At 62.1% G+C, this 15,653-nt stretch carries 14 protein-coding genes; 2 read left to right on the top strand and 12 right to left on the bottom strand.

The genetic code is table 11. The features are described from left to right. Positions 1 to 576, top strand: coding sequence for a cob(I)yrinic acid a,c-diamide adenosyltransferase (locus CXP40_RS04455; protein ID WP_106732787.1), 576 nt, complete (start codon positions 1 to 3; stop codon positions 574 to 576). Positions 577 to 680: 104 nt separating this feature from the next. Here the strand turns inward: CXP40_RS04455 and CXP40_RS04450 are convergent, their stop codons facing one another. The 6 genes from CXP40_RS04450 to CXP40_RS04425 all read right to left on the bottom strand — a co-directional run bounded on the left by CXP40_RS04450 (position 681) and on the right by CXP40_RS04425 (position 8,203). Further along, positions 681 to 1,136, bottom strand: a complete 456-nt coding sequence (locus CXP40_RS04450; RefSeq protein WP_106732786.1) for a transposase — start codon at positions 1,134 to 1,136, stop codon at positions 681 to 683. Between the two features lie 104 nt (positions 1,137 to 1,240). Then, positions 1,241 to 2,191, bottom strand: a complete 951-nt coding sequence (locus CXP40_RS04445) for a Nudix family hydrolase (protein WP_106732785.1) — start codon at positions 2,189 to 2,191, stop codon at positions 1,241 to 1,243. Next, positions 2,188 to 2,820, bottom strand: coding sequence for a glutathione S-transferase family protein (locus tag CXP40_RS04440; RefSeq protein WP_106732784.1), 633 nt, complete (start codon positions 2,818 to 2,820; stop codon positions 2,188 to 2,190). Before CXP40_RS04440 ends, CXP40_RS04445 begins: the two co-directional genes overlap by 4 nt. A 130-nt stretch (positions 2,821 to 2,950) precedes the next feature. Continuing rightward, a complete protein-coding gene (gene argJ / locus CXP40_RS04435; protein WP_099522440.1) occupies positions 2,951 to 4,168 on the bottom strand; it encodes a bifunctional glutamate N-acetyltransferase/amino-acid acetyltransferase ArgJ in 1,218 nt (405 codons plus the stop codon). Between the two features lie 140 nt (positions 4,169 to 4,308). Further along, entirely contained in the window at positions 4,309 to 7,044 is a 2,736-nt protein-coding gene (secA, locus tag CXP40_RS04430) for a preprotein translocase subunit SecA (protein ID WP_106732783.1), read from the bottom strand. Between the two features lie 238 nt (positions 7,045 to 7,282). Beyond that, complete coding sequence (locus CXP40_RS04425; RefSeq protein ID WP_106732782.1) at positions 7,283 to 8,203, bottom strand: M23 family metallopeptidase; 921 nt, start codon at positions 8,201 to 8,203, stop codon at positions 7,283 to 7,285. 78 nt (positions 8,204 to 8,281) lie between these two features. On the opposite strand from CXP40_RS04425, the gene CXP40_RS04420 reads away from it, so the two are divergent. Continuing rightward, positions 8,282 to 8,737, top strand: a complete 456-nt coding sequence (locus CXP40_RS04420; RefSeq protein WP_106732781.1) for a DUF721 domain-containing protein — start codon at positions 8,282 to 8,284, stop codon at positions 8,735 to 8,737. Positions 8,738 to 8,891: 154 nt separating this feature from the next. Here the strand turns inward: CXP40_RS04420 and lpxC are convergent, their stop codons facing one another. From lpxC to murC, 6 genes are all read right to left on the bottom strand, one after another. Then, on the bottom strand, positions 8,892 to 9,803 hold the full coding sequence (gene lpxC, locus CXP40_RS04415) for a UDP-3-O-acyl-N-acetylglucosamine deacetylase (RefSeq protein WP_092380093.1): 912 nt from the start codon (positions 9,801 to 9,803) through the stop codon (positions 8,892 to 8,894). Positions 9,804 to 9,914: 111 nt separating this feature from the next. Continuing rightward, the gene (gene ftsZ / locus CXP40_RS04410) at positions 9,915 to 11,108 is read right to left on the bottom strand and encodes a cell division protein FtsZ (protein WP_021488111.1); all 1,194 of its coding nucleotides are present in this window, start codon (positions 11,106 to 11,108) and stop codon (positions 9,915 to 9,917) included. 42 nt (positions 11,109 to 11,150) lie between these two features. Next, entirely contained in the window at positions 11,151 to 12,398 is a 1,248-nt protein-coding gene (gene ftsA / locus CXP40_RS04405) for a cell division protein FtsA (RefSeq protein ID WP_017678973.1), read from the bottom strand. 15 nt (positions 12,399 to 12,413) lie between these two features. Next, positions 12,414 to 13,280 (bottom strand): cell division protein FtsQ/DivIB, encoded by an 867-nt coding sequence (locus tag CXP40_RS04400; protein ID WP_092380089.1) that lies wholly within the window; start codon positions 13,278 to 13,280, stop codon positions 12,414 to 12,416. Positions 13,281 to 13,283: 3 nt separating this feature from the next. Then, the gene (locus tag CXP40_RS04395) at positions 13,284 to 14,225 is read right to left on the bottom strand and encodes a D-alanine--D-alanine ligase (RefSeq protein ID WP_106732780.1); all 942 of its coding nucleotides are present in this window, start codon (positions 14,223 to 14,225) and stop codon (positions 13,284 to 13,286) included. Beyond that, positions 14,222 to 15,622, bottom strand: a complete 1,401-nt coding sequence (gene murC / locus CXP40_RS04390; RefSeq protein WP_218238949.1) for a UDP-N-acetylmuramate--L-alanine ligase — start codon at positions 15,620 to 15,622, stop codon at positions 14,222 to 14,224. The genes CXP40_RS04395 and murC overlap by 4 nt, the downstream gene beginning before the upstream one ends. Positions 15,623 to 15,653: the final 31 nt, after the last annotated feature.

The following is a 15,653-nucleotide window of genomic DNA, read 5'->3' as shown; positions in this document are numbered from 1 at the left end:
ATGGGCTTTCGCCTCTCGAAGATCTATACCCGCACCGGCGACAAGGGTGAAACCGGTCTCGCCAACGGCCGCCGGGTCGGCAAGGACCACCCACGTATCGAGGCCATCGGCGAGCTGGACACACTCAACAGTCAGCTCGGCCTGCTACTCGCCGAACTCGACGAGGCAGCCACGACCTGGCCAGGGCTCAAGGAAATCAGCGAAGTGCTGAGCTCCTGCCAGCACCGCCTGTTCGACCTCGGTGGCGAACTGGCGATGCCCGAGTATCAGGCACTGCAACAGGGGGAAGTGCAGCGCCTGGAGGCCGCCATCGACAGCTGGAACGAAGAGGTCGGGCCTCTTGAGAACTTCATCCTGCCTGGCGGCTCGAGGCTGATCGCCCAGGCCCACGTGTGCCGCAGCCTCGCACGCAGCAGTGAGCGCCGCTGCCAACACCTCAATGCCGTCGAGCCGCTACGCGCCGAGGGCCTGGCCTACGTCAATCGCCTCTCCGACCTGCTGTTCGTCGCCGCCCGCCTGATCGCCAAGCGCCAGGGCATTGCCGAAGTTCTGTGGAAAGCTGCAGACAAGCCGTAAATCGCGACCTCACATGTAGACGGAGGGTAGGAGCGAGGGGGACTCCTAGTTCTCTAATCACGAAGCTTCTTAGACTCGCCGATGTTCGCGAGCAGAGCTCGCTCCTACAGAAATACGGCGTCCCACAACGGATAATCGGCGAGTTGCTTTACCAAACCGGCCCGCAAAGGGTTGGCGACGATATACCGAGCGAAATCACGTACGTCATCCTCTCGGCGTAAAGCCCGGTCGTGGTAGCCGGATTGCCAGACCCTACCGCTCCGCTGCAAGCGTTGGTTGATTGCCTTGGCACTACGCGACTTTACCTGCCGCAATAACCTCTCCAAGTCGCACTGTCCTAGTTGAAACAACCAGTGAAAGTGATCCGGCATAACAACCCAACACAACGAGGTGACGAGGCCTTGCGCCTCAGCGAGGCGTAATTCGTCGATCAGAAGCCGCCCCACGAAAAAGTCGTGAAACAAAGCTTTTCGACAGTGGGTAACGGCTGTAATCGCATAGATGCGGCCAGGCTCAGAAAAGCGACCGTTTCGCAGATGAGACGTATGGTAATGGGGCATTCCCTGCCTCCTGTTTGCATGCCACCTCAGGTATAGACCGTAGGAGCGAGCTCTGCTCGCGAAGCTTCTTAATCCTCTCCAATGTTCGCGAGCAGAGCTCGCTCCTACACCCCATTGGCCGGCCAGAATGCGCGGATGCCCGCAACGCCCTGGGCGCCAATCTGCCAGGCGCGCTCGATATCGGCCGGGCCGACACCGCCCAAAAGGTAAGCCGGCAGGTTGAAATGGGTCAGCATCTCGCTTGCTGCCTCCCAACCCAGCGGCAGCGCTTCGGGATGCGTTGCGGTCGCCTGCAGCGGCGACAAGGTGACGAAATCCACACCCATCTGCGCTGACAACGCCAGCTCCTCGGCATTGTGGCAGGACGCTGCCAGCCAGCGATGCTCCGGGAAAGGCCGGCCGCCAGCGGCATGCTTGCGCAACTGCTCGGCAGTCAGGTGCCAGCCTGCCGCCGGAAAGTCGCCCAGCCACTCCAGCGGCCCCTTGAGCATCAGCTGCGCCTTGCCGGCGCACAGGCCCTGCACGTCGACTGCCAGGTCGCGGTACTGCGGGTCGAACATGTTCGGCGCACGCAGCTGGATCAACCGGACACCCTGCGCCAGGGCACTGCGGATGCCGGCCAGCAGCTCGCTCGGTTCCAGGCCGTCCGGGGTGATCAGGTAACGATCTGGCAGGCGCGCGGCGGCGACGATGGGCTTGTTGGCAGCGGGAAACTCGTACTCCAGCAGTTGCCGCTCGCTGACCCAGGCCAGCGGCTGGCCTTCTGCGCCATGCGGCTCACCGCTGAAGGTCGAGACTTCCCAGACGTCCAGCAACACCTGCTTGTCCGGGTAATCGTGGCGAATCTGAATCAGCGCACGCGCCGCTTGCGGACGGATGCCCAGCTCTTCCTGCAACTCGCGGTCGAGGGCGACGCGCACTGCCTCGCCCTCTTCCACCTTGCCGCCGGGAAACTCCCACAGACCACCCTGGTGCTTATCCTGCGGGCGCTTGGCAATCAGGATGCGTCCATCGACACCCCGAATCACCGCTGCGGCGACATGAACACGCTTCACCCCTTCACCTCCTGCAATGCTGCCTGATACCAGCGTTGGAACGCCGGCCAACGATAGATGGTTTCGACATAGGCCGCTGCCGCTGTCGGTAGCGCCACACGATAGCTGCGCAGTCGCGCGGCGACCGGCGCGTAGAAGGCATCGGCGATGCTGGCCTGGCCGAACAGATAGTTGCCGGTACTGGCGTAACGCTCACGGCAGCCAGCCCAGATCGCGCAGATACGATCGATATCGGCCTGCGCCTCGTCAGGCAGTTCGGCCAGCGCCTTGTCCCGCGCCAGGTCCATCGGCAGATGACTGCGCAGCGCCGTGAAGCCGCTGTGCATCTCCGCACAGATACTGCGCGCCAGCGCGCGAGCCTGCCGCTCCAGCGGCCACAACTGCGCTTCTGGATAACACTCGGCCAGGTACTCGGCAATCGCCAGGGAGTCCCACACCGCCCCTTGCTCGATCAGCAGAACCGGCACCTTGCCGGTGGGCGAATAGCGCAACAGTTGTGCGCGACTGTCTGGCTGAAACAAACGCACCCGCAGCTCTTCGCAGTCGGCACCGGCCAGATCGACCGCCAGCGCCGCACGCAGAGACCAGGAGGAATAGTTCTTGTCGCCAATCACCAGTTGCAGTGCCATCTTGCGTGTCCTCGCCTACGTTCCTGGGAATACCCGAAGTCGCTCGACGTTAAAAGCCCGCCCCCCGAATAGCAAATTCCCGCGCGTCATGGGGTCATGAGGCGCGGGAATAATGGACGGCCGGGACTGATCAGGTGCGGTATTCGGCGTTGATCTTGACGTACTCGTGGGACAGGTCGGTGGTCCAGATGGTCTCGCTGCAGCTGCCGCGACCCAGCTCGATGCGGATGGTGATCTCCTCACGTGCCATCACCGCCGCGCCCTGCTCTTCGGTGTAGGTGGCCGCACGGCAACCCTTGCTGGCGATGCAGACCTCACCGAGGAATACATCGATCTTGCTCACGTCCAGCTGTGGCACACCGGCATAGCCGACAGCCGCGAGGATACGCCCCCAGTTGGGGTCGGAGGCGAACAGCGCGGTCTTGATCAGCGGCGAATGAGCCACGGCATAAGCCACGTCCAGGCACTCCTGATGAGTGCCACCGCCGTTGACCTGCACGGTAACGAACTTGGTCGCGCCTTCACCGTCACGGACGATGGCCTGCGCCACTTCCATGAACACTTCGAACACAGCCTGCTTGAGCTTGGCGAACAGCTCACCGGAGGCGTCGCTGATCTCAGGCAGTGCGGCCTGGCCGGTGGCGATCAGCATGCAGCAGTCGTTGGTGGAGGTGTCACCGTCGATGGTGATGCGGTTGAACGACTTGTTCGCCGCATCGCGCACCAGATCCTGCAGCACGCCCTGCGCGACCTTGGCGTCGGTGGCGATGTAGCCAAGCATGGTGGCCATGTTCGGGCGGATCATGCCGGCGCCCTTGGAAATGCCGGTCACGGTGATGGTCACGCCATCGTGCTGGAACTGACGGCTGGCGCCCTTGGGCAGGGTGTCGGTGGTCATGATGCCGGTGGCGGCAGCTTCCCAGTTGTCAGCCTTGAGGTCATCCAGCGCGGCCTGCAACGCGGACTCGATCTTCTCGACCGGCAGCGGCTCGCCGATCACACCGGTGGAGAATGGCAGCACGGCGCTTTCGGCAACACCGGTCAGCTCAGCCAGGCGCACACAGGAGCGACGCGCACGGGCCAGGCCATCGGCGCCGGTACCAGCGTTGGCATTGCCGGTATTGGTCAGCAGGTAACGCACTTCGCCGCCCAGACGCTCGCGCGTGATCAGCACAGGGGCCGCGCAAAAGGCGTTGGTGGTGGTCACCCCGGCGATACGCGAACCTTCGGCACAGCGCATCACCACCACATCCTTGCGCCCTGGACGCTTGATGCCGGCCGAGGCGATACCCAGCTCGAAACCAGGAACCGGGTGCAGGGTAGACAGCGGGCCAAGACCAACAGCCATGAGATGCGCTCCTTCAGATATAGGGTGATCGCGTCGGCGACCGAATGAGATGGTAAAACGCCGCGAGCGGCTGGGCCGTTCGCGGCGTTGTCAGGGCGCTGGCAGCATAGCCGAAGCGCCCGCCACTGCAAGCGGTCCGATCAGCCGATCTGACCGTGGCAGTGCTTGTACTTCTTACCCGAACCGCAAGGGCACGGCTCGTTACGGCCAACCTTCTGCTCGGCACGTACCGGAGCGGCGGCCATGGCAACGTCGCCTTCTCCGCCATCGTTCTCTTCAGCGGCCAGCGCCGAGGCATCGGCGTGCTGGAACTGCATACGCTCGGCCATGGCTTCGGCTTCGCGGCGCAGACGAGCTTCTTCTTCGGCCGGATCTTCGCGACGCACCTGAACGTGGCTGAGCACGCGGATGGCGTCGCGCTTGATCGACTCCAACAGCTCCTGGAACAGGGCGAAGGACTCGCGCTTGTATTCCTGCTTGGGGTTCTTCTGCGCGTAGCCACGCAGGTGAATCCCGTGACGCAGGTGATCCATGGTCGACAGGTGGTCTTTCCACAGATCGTCCAGTACGCGCAGCAGAATCTGTTTCTCGAAGGTACGCAAAGCCTCGGCGCTGGCCTGGGTTTCCTTCTCGTTGTATGCGCTCAGCAGCTCGGCAAGGATGCGCTCACGCAGGGTTTCTTCATACAGTTTGTCGTCTTCATCCAGCCACTGCTGGATCGGCAGCTTGATGCCAAAATCGCTCTGCAGGGTGGACTCCAGACCGGCGACGTCCCACTGCTCCGGCATCGACTGCGGCGGAATATGGTTGTTGACTGCGGTGGTCAGCACTTCCTCGCGGAACTCGGCGATGGTGTCGCCAACGCTCTCGGCAGCCAGCAGGCTGTTGCGCATGTGGTAGATCACCTTGCGCTGCTCGTTGGCCACGTCGTCGAATTCGAGCAGTTGCTTACGCATGTCGAAGTTACGCCCCTCGACCTTGCGCTGGGCCTTCTCGATGGCGTTGGTGACCATGCGGTGCTCGATGGCCTCGCCGGACTGCATGCCGAGGGCCTTCATGAAATTTTTCACCCGATCCGAGGCGAAGATACGCATCAGGTTGTCTTCCAGCGACAGGTAGAAGCGGCTGGAGCCCGGGTCACCCTGACGACCGGCACGACCACGCAACTGGTTGTCGATACGACGCGATTCGTGGCGCTCGGAGGCGATCACATGCAGGCCGCCGGCTTCGATCACTTGCTGGTGACGCTTCTGCCACTCGCTCTTGATCTGCGCGATCTGCTCGTCGGTGGGGTTTTCCAGCGCTGCCACTTCCACTTCCCAGTTACCGCCGAGAAGAATGTCGGTACCACGACCCGCCATGTTGGTGGCAATGGTCAGTGCGCCCGGACGACCGGCCTGGGCGATGATCTCGGCTTCCTTGTCGTGGAACTTGGCGTTGAGGACCTTGTGCTCGATGCCTGCCTGATTCAGCAACTGACTGACGTACTCGGAGGTCTCGATGGTGGCGGTACCGACCAGGATCGGCCGGCCCTGGGCCTGGCAATCCTTGATGTCGGCGATGATCGCCTGGTACTTCTCTTCCTGGGTCAGATAAACCAGGTCGTTGAAGTCCTTACGCGCAATCGGCTTGTTGGTCGGGATGACCATCACGTCCAGACCGTAGATCTGACGGAACTCGAAGGCCTCGGTATCGGCGGTACCGGTCATGCCGGACAGCTTGTTGTAAAGGCGGAAGTAGTTCTGGAAGGTGGTCGAGGCCAGAGTCTGGCTCTCGGCCTGGATGTTCACCCCTTCCTTCGCCTCGATGGCCTGGTGCAGGCCCTCGGAGAGGCGACGACCGGCCATGGTACGACCGGTGTGCTCGTCGATCAGGATCACCTGACCGTTCTGCACGATGTACTCGACGTTGCGGTTGAACAGCTTGTGCGCACGCAGGCCGGCGTAAACATGGGTCAGCAAGCCAAGGTTGTGCGCGGAATAGAGGCTCTCGCCTTCAGCCAGCAGGCCGGCCGCGGTAAGCATCTCTTCGACATACTGGTGACCAGCCTCGTTGAGCTCGACCTGGCGGGTTTTCTCGTCGACCTTGTAGTGACCTTCCTGAGTCACCACGCCTTCCTCTTCCTCGATGTGCTGCTTGAGGCGCGGGATCAGCTTGTTGATCTCGATGTACAGCTTGGAGCTGTCTTCAGCCTGACCAGAGATGATCAGCGGGGTACGGGCTTCGTCGATGAGAATGGAGTCGACTTCGTCGATCACGGCGAAATTCAGCTCGCGCTGGAATTTGTCTTCCAGGCTGAAGGCCATGTTGTCACGCAGGTAGTCGAAACCGAATTCGTTGTTGGTGCCATAGGTGATGTCGGCGGCGTAAGCAGCACGCTTCTCTTCCGGCGGCTGGAAGGGGGTAACGATGCCCACCGACAAGCCCAGGAATTCATACAGCGGACGCATCCAGTTGGCGTCGCGGCGGGCCAGGTATTCGTTGACCGTGACCACGTGCACGCCCTTGCCGGACAGCGCGTTGAGGTAGACCGCCAGGGTACCTACCAGGGTCTTGCCCTCACCGGTACGCATCTCGGCAATCTTGCCTTCATGCAGGGCCATGCCGCCGATCAGCTGCACATCGAAGTGGCGCATGCCCATCACTCGCTTACCGGCCTCACGGGCCACAGCGAAGGCTTCGGGAAGCAGCTTGTCGAGGGTTTCGCCCTGAGCCAGTCGGCCCTTGAACTCTTCGGTCTTGCTACGCAGTTGCTCGTCCGACAGGGCAATCATCTGCTCTTCGAGGACGTTGACGGACTGCACCGCCTTGACCAAGCGCTTGACTTCACGCTCATTCTTGCTTCCGAAAAGTTTTTTAAACAGAGGCGCAAACATATCGACAGGATCTTCCGGCGAATGGATGGAGGTCGGCGCAAATCGCGACCTGGCAGCCAGCATGGCTGCGGGCGAAGGGGGCATTCTACCCGGAAAACTCAGGGAGGAAAGTGACGTTGTCAGCCCGTTGCTGCCGCATAATGGCGCAGGCCACGCATCCCCGGTCAGCCAGGGGCGCGGCGTGAAACTTTATATGGGGATGAATGCTGGCAATTCAAGGTCAGCCTGTTGCCCCGACTCACTCGACGCCGTTGGCGCGCGCGATATAAAGGGCAGGATTGACCTGTCGGCCATCCTTGCTGACTTCGAAATGCACGTGATAACCGGTGGAGCGACCACTACGGCCGACCTTGGCGATGGTCTCGCCGCGCTGCACCAGATCACCGATCTGCACAGTATTGCTCTGGTTGTGGGCATAGAGAGTGACGTAGCCATCGGCGTGACTGATCTCAACCACGTTGCCATAACCGTTCTTCTTGCCGGAGAAGGTGACGATACCCGCCGCCACCGACACCACATCGCTCCCCGGTTTGGAGGCGAAGTCGACACCCTTGTGGACACTCACGCGACCGGTCAGCGGGTGCACGCGACGCCCGAAAGGCGACGACACATAACCTTGCAAAACCGGGCGACCAGAAAGTGTTTCAGCTTCACTCAGGCGACGCTCGCCAAGCAGTTGCTCCAGCACTTCCAACTGCTGCTCGCGGCTTTCCACTCGCAGCGCCAGACTGTCAAGCGCACTCATGAAAGGTGGCGGTGCATAGGCCGAAGCGCCCAGCGCATCTTCCGCGCCGCCCTGCCCGACACTGAGAGAAAAATCGAACTCGCCTGCGTCCAGCTCCGCCAATTCGGTCAGGCGCTCGCCCAGAGCATCGAGCCGCGTGAGGCGCGCCTGCAGTTCCGCGACATGCACGGCAAAGGCGTCGAGCTGACGTTGTGCGTCCTGGCGTACCACGCCAACCTGTTCACGCTGCAGATCGAGCGCTTCGGCCAGCGAGGTGTCGACCACCGGCTCGGCGGTCAACCACTTGGCGCCCATTGCTGCACCGGCACCCAGGCTCAGGACCAGCAGCAGGACCGCCGACAGCAACAACCAGCGCAGGTCCAGATTGATCGTTCGCGCCGAACCGTGACGGCTATTTAGCAGAATGATATGCATGGCTTCCCCTTTTCGCAGAGCACAGGCCGGCAGCACGCTCTGCTACCATGACGGCTCTGCAACTTAAGGCTTCCTGCCATGACGTTTCGTCCCTTGCCGGCTCAGGCACCCGCTAAGCTGTTACGCGAAGCCAAGCCCCTGAAAGCGCTGTTCGGTCAGGCGCAACGCCTTACTCACCTACAGCGTCTTGTCGATAGCCAGCTACAGCCTGCTGCCCGGGAACACTGTCATGTAGCGTCCTGGCGAGACGGCTGCTTGCTATTGATCGTGACCGATGGCCACTGGGCAACACGCCTGCGTTATCAGCAAAGAAGACTGCAACGACAACTACAGGCACTCGAAGAATTCGCGACCTTAACGAAAATCATGTTCAAGGTGCAACCTCAAGGCGGCCAGAATCGTGGAACCGGTCGCACCCTGCACTTGTCCAATAACGCCGCACAAAGCATCCAGGCGACAGCCGAAGGCATCAGCGATCCCAGGCTACGCGCCGCGCTTGAGCGCCTGGCCAGCCATACGCAGAAAGACGAATGACCCCTAATTCCGTTCGTCGGTAAACGTCTTTTTTGCCGCTTTCGCCAGATGATTGGCGCCATGAATCGTTGCAGCACTCACCTCCGACTCAACCACGCGCCATAAAAAAGGCCACCCGAAGGTGGCCTCAATTGAAGCTGGAAAGAGAGTGTGTTTACACCGCCGCAACCGGGCGCATGTAAGAGATCGGTGCGAGTTTGGCGTCCTCGAAGGTCACCATTTCCCAGGCATCGGTCTGTTCGATCAACGTGCGCAGCAAACGATTGTTGAGCGCGTGACCAGACTTGAAGCCCTTGAACTCGCCGATCAGGCTGTTACCCAGCAGGTACAAGTCACCGATGGCATCGAGAATCTTGTGTTTGACGAATTCGTCCTCGTAACGCAGGCCGTCTTCATTGAGCACACGATGTTCGTCGACCACGATGGCGTTCTCCACACTGCCACCGAGCGCCAGGTTCTGCGAACGCAGGAACTCGATGTCACGCATGAAACCGAAGGTGCGGGCCCGGCTGACTTCCTTGACGAAAGACGTGCTGGAGAAATCCACACTGGCGCTCTGCGTGCGATTGCGGAACACGGGGTGATCGAAGTCGATCTCGAAGCTCACCTTGAAACCGTCGAAAGGTACGAAGGTGGCGCGCTTGTCGCCCTCCTCCACAGTCACCTCACGCAGGATGCGGATGAACTTCTTCGGCGCTTCCTGCTCCTGCAGGCCAGCGGATTGAATCAGGAACACAAAGGGACCAGCACTGCCATCCATGATCGGTACTTCGGACGCGGAGAGCTCGACGTAGGCGTTATCGATGCCCAGGCCTGCCATGGCCGAAAGCAGATGCTCTACCGTATCCACCTTGACATCACCATTGATCAACGTGGTCGACATGGTGGTTTCACCGACATTCCCGGCCAGCGCGCGGATTTCCACCACGGGGTCGAGGTCGGTACGACGAAACACGATACCGGTATCCACCGGAGCCGGCTTCAGGGTCAGGTAAACCTTCTCCCCCGAATGCAGGCCAACGCCGGTGGCACGGATGATGTTTTTCAGGGTGCGTTGTCTGATCATGGCTTGGCCGCTATATCGCTAGTTGCGAATTGTTTTCAACAATGGTCGGGAATAATAGCAGAACCGACCTTTGCTGAACACCAATCACCCATATGCTCCTGATAAATTCCATCAATCAGCCTGGCGACGCAGGAAAGCCGGGATATCCAAGTAATCGAGATCATCCTGGGTATTGAGCTTGGCTGCAGTGGCGGCGCCACCGTGGCTCTGGCGCTGCACGGTCGGACGCTCGTAGTCCTTGTAGTTGACCGACTGCTCGCTGCGCGGCTGCGCGGCAGGCTGCTGGGCAACCGGCTGGCTGACGGCGACCTGAACGGTGTTGTCGACCACCTTGACCGGCTTCTCCATGCGCGCGCCGAGGCCGGTAGCGACCACGGTGACGTGCAGTTCGTCGCGCATGTCGGCGTCGATCACGGTGCCGACCTTGACGGTGGCATGCTCGGAAGCGAACTGTTCGATGATGTTACCCACATCGGAGTACTCACCCAGCGACAGGTCCGGACCGGCAGTGATGTTTACCAGAATGCCGCGCGCACCCTGCAGGTTGACGTCTTCCAGCAGCGGGTTGCGGATGGCCGCTTCGGTTGCCTCACGCGCACGGTTCGGACCGCTGGCGCAGCCAGTGCCCATCATCGCCATGCCCATTTCGCTCATCACGGTTTTCACGTCGGCGAAGTCGACGTTGATCATGCCCGGACGCTTGATGATGTCGGAAATACCGCGCACGGCGCCGGCCAGCACATCGTCAGCCTTGGCGAAGGCGGACAGCAGGCTGGCGTCCTTGCCGAGGATGGTCAGCAGTTTTTCGTTGGGGATGGTGATCAGCGAGTCGACGCTCTCGGACAGCGCGCGGATGCCTTCATCGGCGATGACCATGCGCTTCTTGCCTTCGAACGGGAACGGGCGGGTGACCACGGCCACGGTGAGGATGCCCAGTTCCTTGGCCACCTCGGCGATGACCGGTGCAGCGCCGGTGCCAGTACCGCCACCCATACCAGTGGTGATGAACACCATGTCGGTGCCTTGCAGCACTTCAGCGATGCGCTCGCGATCTTCCAGCGCGGCCTGACGACCGACTTCCGGATTGGCGCCAGCGCCCAGGCCTTTGGTCACGCCCGGGCCGAGCTGCAGCACGGTACGTGCGCCGATGTTCTTCAGCGCCTGCGCATCGGTGTTGGCACAGATGAACTCGACGCCCTCGATGTTGCTGACCGCCATGTGATTGACTGCGTTACCGCCGCCACCACCGACACCGATTACTTTGATAACCGCGCTTTGCGGAATGTTATCTACTAGTTCGAACATGATCCCTCTCCTTCCTTTCTAGTTGTAACGCCTACTGCAAATTTAGAAATTGCCTTGCACCCAACGCTTGATGCGTTCGAGTACCGGGGTTTTGTTTTCGTCCTGGTAAGGACTGCCTACCGACATGGAAATGCCGTCGTTCTGCTTCTGCAGCCCGTACAACAGCAAGCCCACACCGGTGGAATAAATCGGGTTGCGCACCACGTCGCCCATGCCCTTGACGCTGTGCGGTACGCCCAGTCGAACCGGCATGTGGAAAATTTCCTCGGCCAGTTCCACCGCGCCTTCCATCTTCGCCGTACCGCCTGTCATGACGATGCCGGCGGGAATCAGGTCTTCGTAGCCGCTGCGGCGCAGCTCGGCCTGCACCAGGGTGAACAGCTCGTCGTAACGCGGCTCGACCACTTCGGCCAGGGACTGACGCGACAGGTCACGCGGCGGACGATCACCGACGCTCGGCACCTTGATGGTTTCGCCAGCACCGGCCAACTTGGCCAGGGCGCAGGCGTAGCGAATCTTGATTTCTTCGGCGTACTGGGTCGGCGTACGCAGGGCCATGGCGATGTCGTTGGTAACCTGGTCACCAGCAATCGGAATCACCGCGGTATGACGAATCGCGCCTTCGGTGAAGATGGCGATATCGGTGGTGCCACCGCCGATATCCACCAAGCACACGCCCAGCTCCTTCTCGTCTTCGGTCAGTACCGAGTACGCGGATGCCAGCTGCTCGAGGATGATGTCGTCGACTTCCAGACCGCAGCGACGCACGCACTTCTCGATGTTCTGCGCGGCGTTCACGGCGCAGGTAACCACGTGCACCTTGGCTTCCAGGCGCACACCGGACATGCCCAGCGGCTCGCGCACGCCTTCCTGGTTGTCGATCACGTAATCCTGCGCCAGGGTGTGCAGCACGCGCTGGTCCGCCGGAATGGCGACGGCCTGCGCGGCGTCGAGCACGCGTTCGATATCGGCCGGGCTCACTTCGCGATCACGGATGGCAACGATGCCGTGGCTGTTCAGGCTACGGATGTGATTGCCGGCCACACCGACGAACGCCGAGTGAATACGGCAGCCCGCCATCAGTTGCGCCTCTTCCACGGCGCGCTGAATCGAGGCCACGGTGGACTCGATATTGACCACCACACCCTTCTTCAGCCCGCGCGAGGGATGAGTGCCGATACCGACGATTTCCAGCTGGCCGTCGGCCGTCACCTCGCCCACCAGCGCCACCACCTTGGAGGTGCCGATGTCCAGGCCAACGATCATCTTGCCGCTCTGCGCGCTATTCATTAGTCCTGCCTCTCCTCAATTCACTTTCTGCTCGGCCGCAGCCGGCTCCACCGGCTCACGCCAGGCCACGGCCAGGCCGTTGGCATAACGCAGGTCGATGCGCGCGATGTTCGCGCTCTGTTCTTTCAGTTCCCGCTCATAGATGGCGGCAAACCGACGCATTTTTTCAACCACGTGATCACGTCCCAGCAGGATGTCGATACGCTGCCCGCTGGCGTTCTCGGTGGCCGAAAGGAACCAGCTGCCGCGCTCGCGCAACTGCAGCCCGACCACGGTGAAACCCATCGGCCGCAGCAATTGGCTGAGCATCTGATACTGCTGCATCACCTTCGGCTGCGCCCGCTTCGGGCCGGACAGCTGCGGTAGGTGCTGGTAGTTGTCCAGCTCCTGCGGCGCGAACGCCTGGCCCTGGTTATTGAGCAGCGCTTCGTCCCCCCAACGGGCGATCGGCAACTGCTCTTCGAGGCGTACGTCGATCTGATCCGGCCAGACGCGACGCACTTCGGCATGAGCGATCCAGGGCATGCGTTCGAGTTCTTCGCGCATGCCGCGCAGGTCAGCGCTGAAGAAGTTCGCCTCGATGAACGGCGCGATCCGCCGCTGTACCGCCTGCTGGCTGACGTAAGCCAGATCGCCCTGCACGCTGATGCGCGCGATCGGGCGGTCGGCGTAGGGCAGCAGACGCTGTGCACCTTCATAGGCAGCAAAACCGAGGCCGACCAGCGCCAGCGGCCAGAGCAAGCGGCCCACCCAAGAGAAATCCGGCTTGGGCAGACGCAGGCGCATCGGCTCCTTGGTCACCAGACGGCTGGCGCCACGCGGCGCGGGCTTGCCGCGTTGCGGAGCCCTCAGCGAGTCTTGATGGCGCAGAGCGATGCTCATCGCTTAACCCCTCGCCTCGACGCTGTCAGCCAGGATCGCCAGCACCAGTTGCTGGAAATCCAGGCCGGCAGCACGCGCGGCCATTGGCACCAGGCTGTGATCGGTCATACCCGGTACGGTGTTCACTTCCAGCAGCCAGAACTGGCCGCTGGCATCCTGCATCACATCGGCGCGCGCCCAGCCCTGAGTGCCCACGGCCTCGCAAGCGCGTGCGGTCAGTGCTTTCAGCTCTGCTTCCTTCTCAGGAGACAGCCCGCAGGGAATGCGGTACTGGGTGTCATCGGCCAGGTACTTGGCGTCGTAGTCGTAGAAGGTGTGCGGGGTGCCGAGCCCGATGGGCGGCAGCACTTCGCCACGCAGCACAGCAATGGTGTACTCGGGGCCAGCGATCCACTGTTCGACCAGCACCTGGCTGTCGTAGCGTGCGGCGTCCTGCCAGGCAGCGATCAGCGCCTCGACGCTTTCGACCTTGGCCATGCCGATGCTCGAGCCTTCATGGGCTGGTTTGACGATCAGCGGGAAGCCCAGCTCGGCGGCAGCAGCTTCGCAATCAGCCTGCGAGGTCAGCACGGCATGACGCGGCGTCGGAAGGCCGAGGCTGTGCCAGACCTGCTTGGTACGCAGTTTGTCCATGGCCAGCGCCGAGGCGAGGATGCCGCTGCCGGTGTAGGGAATGCCGGCGCACTCGAGCAGGCCCTGCATGGAGCCGTCCTCGCCACCGCGGCCGTGCAGCACGATGAAAGCGCGATCGATCTTCTCGCTGTTCAGGCGCTGCAGGAAATCATCCCCCACGTCGATGCCGAAGGCGTCCACGCCAGCTGCCTGCAGGGCGCTGAGCACGGCGTTGCCGGATTTCAGCGACACCTCGCGCTCGGCGCTCTTGCCGCCGAACAGCACGGCGACGCGACCGAAAGCCTTGGGATCGAGGGTACTGTGCAAACTCATTTCGACTCCCCCACGAACAGTGGGTGCTTGATCAGTTGCGGCGCTACTGCACCAATATCACCTGCGCCCTGGCACAGCAGGATGTCGCCAGCGCGTAGCAGCGGTTTGAGCAGCGGCGCCAGGTCGGCGCCACGCTCGACATAGATCGGATCGAGCTGGCCGCGCTGACGAATGCTGTGGCACAGCTGACGGCTGTCGGCACCTGGAATCGGCTCCTCGCCAGCCGGATAGACCTCGACCAGCAGCAGCACATTGGCCTCGCCGAGCACCTGCACGAAATCGTCGTACAGGTCGCGGGTGCGGCTGTAACGGTGCGGCTGATAGACCATCACCAGGCGGCGTTCCGGCCAACCACCGCGCACAGCCTTGATCACCGCAGCCACTTCACGCGGGTGATGGCCGTAGTCGTCGACCAGCATCACGCTGCCGCCATCCACCGGCAGTTCGCCGTAGACCTGGAAGCGCCGACCGACGCCCTGGAAGCCCGCCAGGCCGCTGACGATGGCTGCGTCATCGATGCCTTCGTCGGTAGCAATGGCGATGGTCGCCAGCGCATTGAGAACGTTGTGGTTACCCGGCATGTTGACCGACACGTCGAGCGGCTCGCAGTCAGGGCGCAGTACGGTGAAATAGGTGCGCATGCCTTCCTGGCGTACGTTGATCGCACGCACGTCGGCATCTTCGGCGAAACCGTAAGTCATGGTCGGGCGGCCGACCTGCGGCAGCAGCTCGCGCACCACCGGATCATCCACACAGAGCACGGCCAGGCCATAGAACGGCAGGTTGTGCAGGAACTCGATGAAGGTCTTCTTCAGCTTGTTGAAATCACCGCCATAGGTGCTCATATGGTCGGCGTCGATGTTGGTGACCACCGAAACCATCGGCTGCAGGTGCAGGAAGCTGGCGTCGCTCTCGTCTGCCTCGGCAATCAGGAAGCGGCTGGAGCCGAGCTGGGCGTTGGTACCGGCAGCATTCAGGCGACCGCCGATGACGAAGGTCGGATCCAGGCCGCCGGCGGCGAACACCGATGCCAGCAGGCTGGTGGTAGTGGTCTTGCCGTGGGTACCGGCGACGGCGATGCCGTGACGGTAGCGCATCAGCTCGGCGAGCATCTCGGCACGCGGCACAACCGGGATACGCCGTTCCAGCGCAGTGGCGACCTCCGGGTTGCTGGTGTTGACGGCGCTGGATACCACCAGCACATCGGCTTGCTCGGCGTTTTCCGCGCGGTGACCGATGAAAATGGTCGCCCCGAAGTTTTCCAGGCGCTCGGTCACGGCCGACGCCTTGAGATCGGAGCCGGACACTTCGTAACCCAGATTGAGCAGCACCTCGGCGATACCGCACATGCCCACGCCGCCGATACCGACGAAGTGGATGCGGCGGATACGACGCATACGGCGAACTTCAGCCTTGACCGCAGCAGGA

This window comes from Pseudomonas sp. YY-1 (assembly GCF_002843095.1).
GTDB lineage: Bacteria > Pseudomonadota > Gammaproteobacteria > Pseudomonadales > Pseudomonadaceae > Aquipseudomonas > Aquipseudomonas sediminis_A.
Note: the sequence above shows the minus strand (reverse complement) of the source record. Positions and strands in the feature narration are given on the sequence as shown.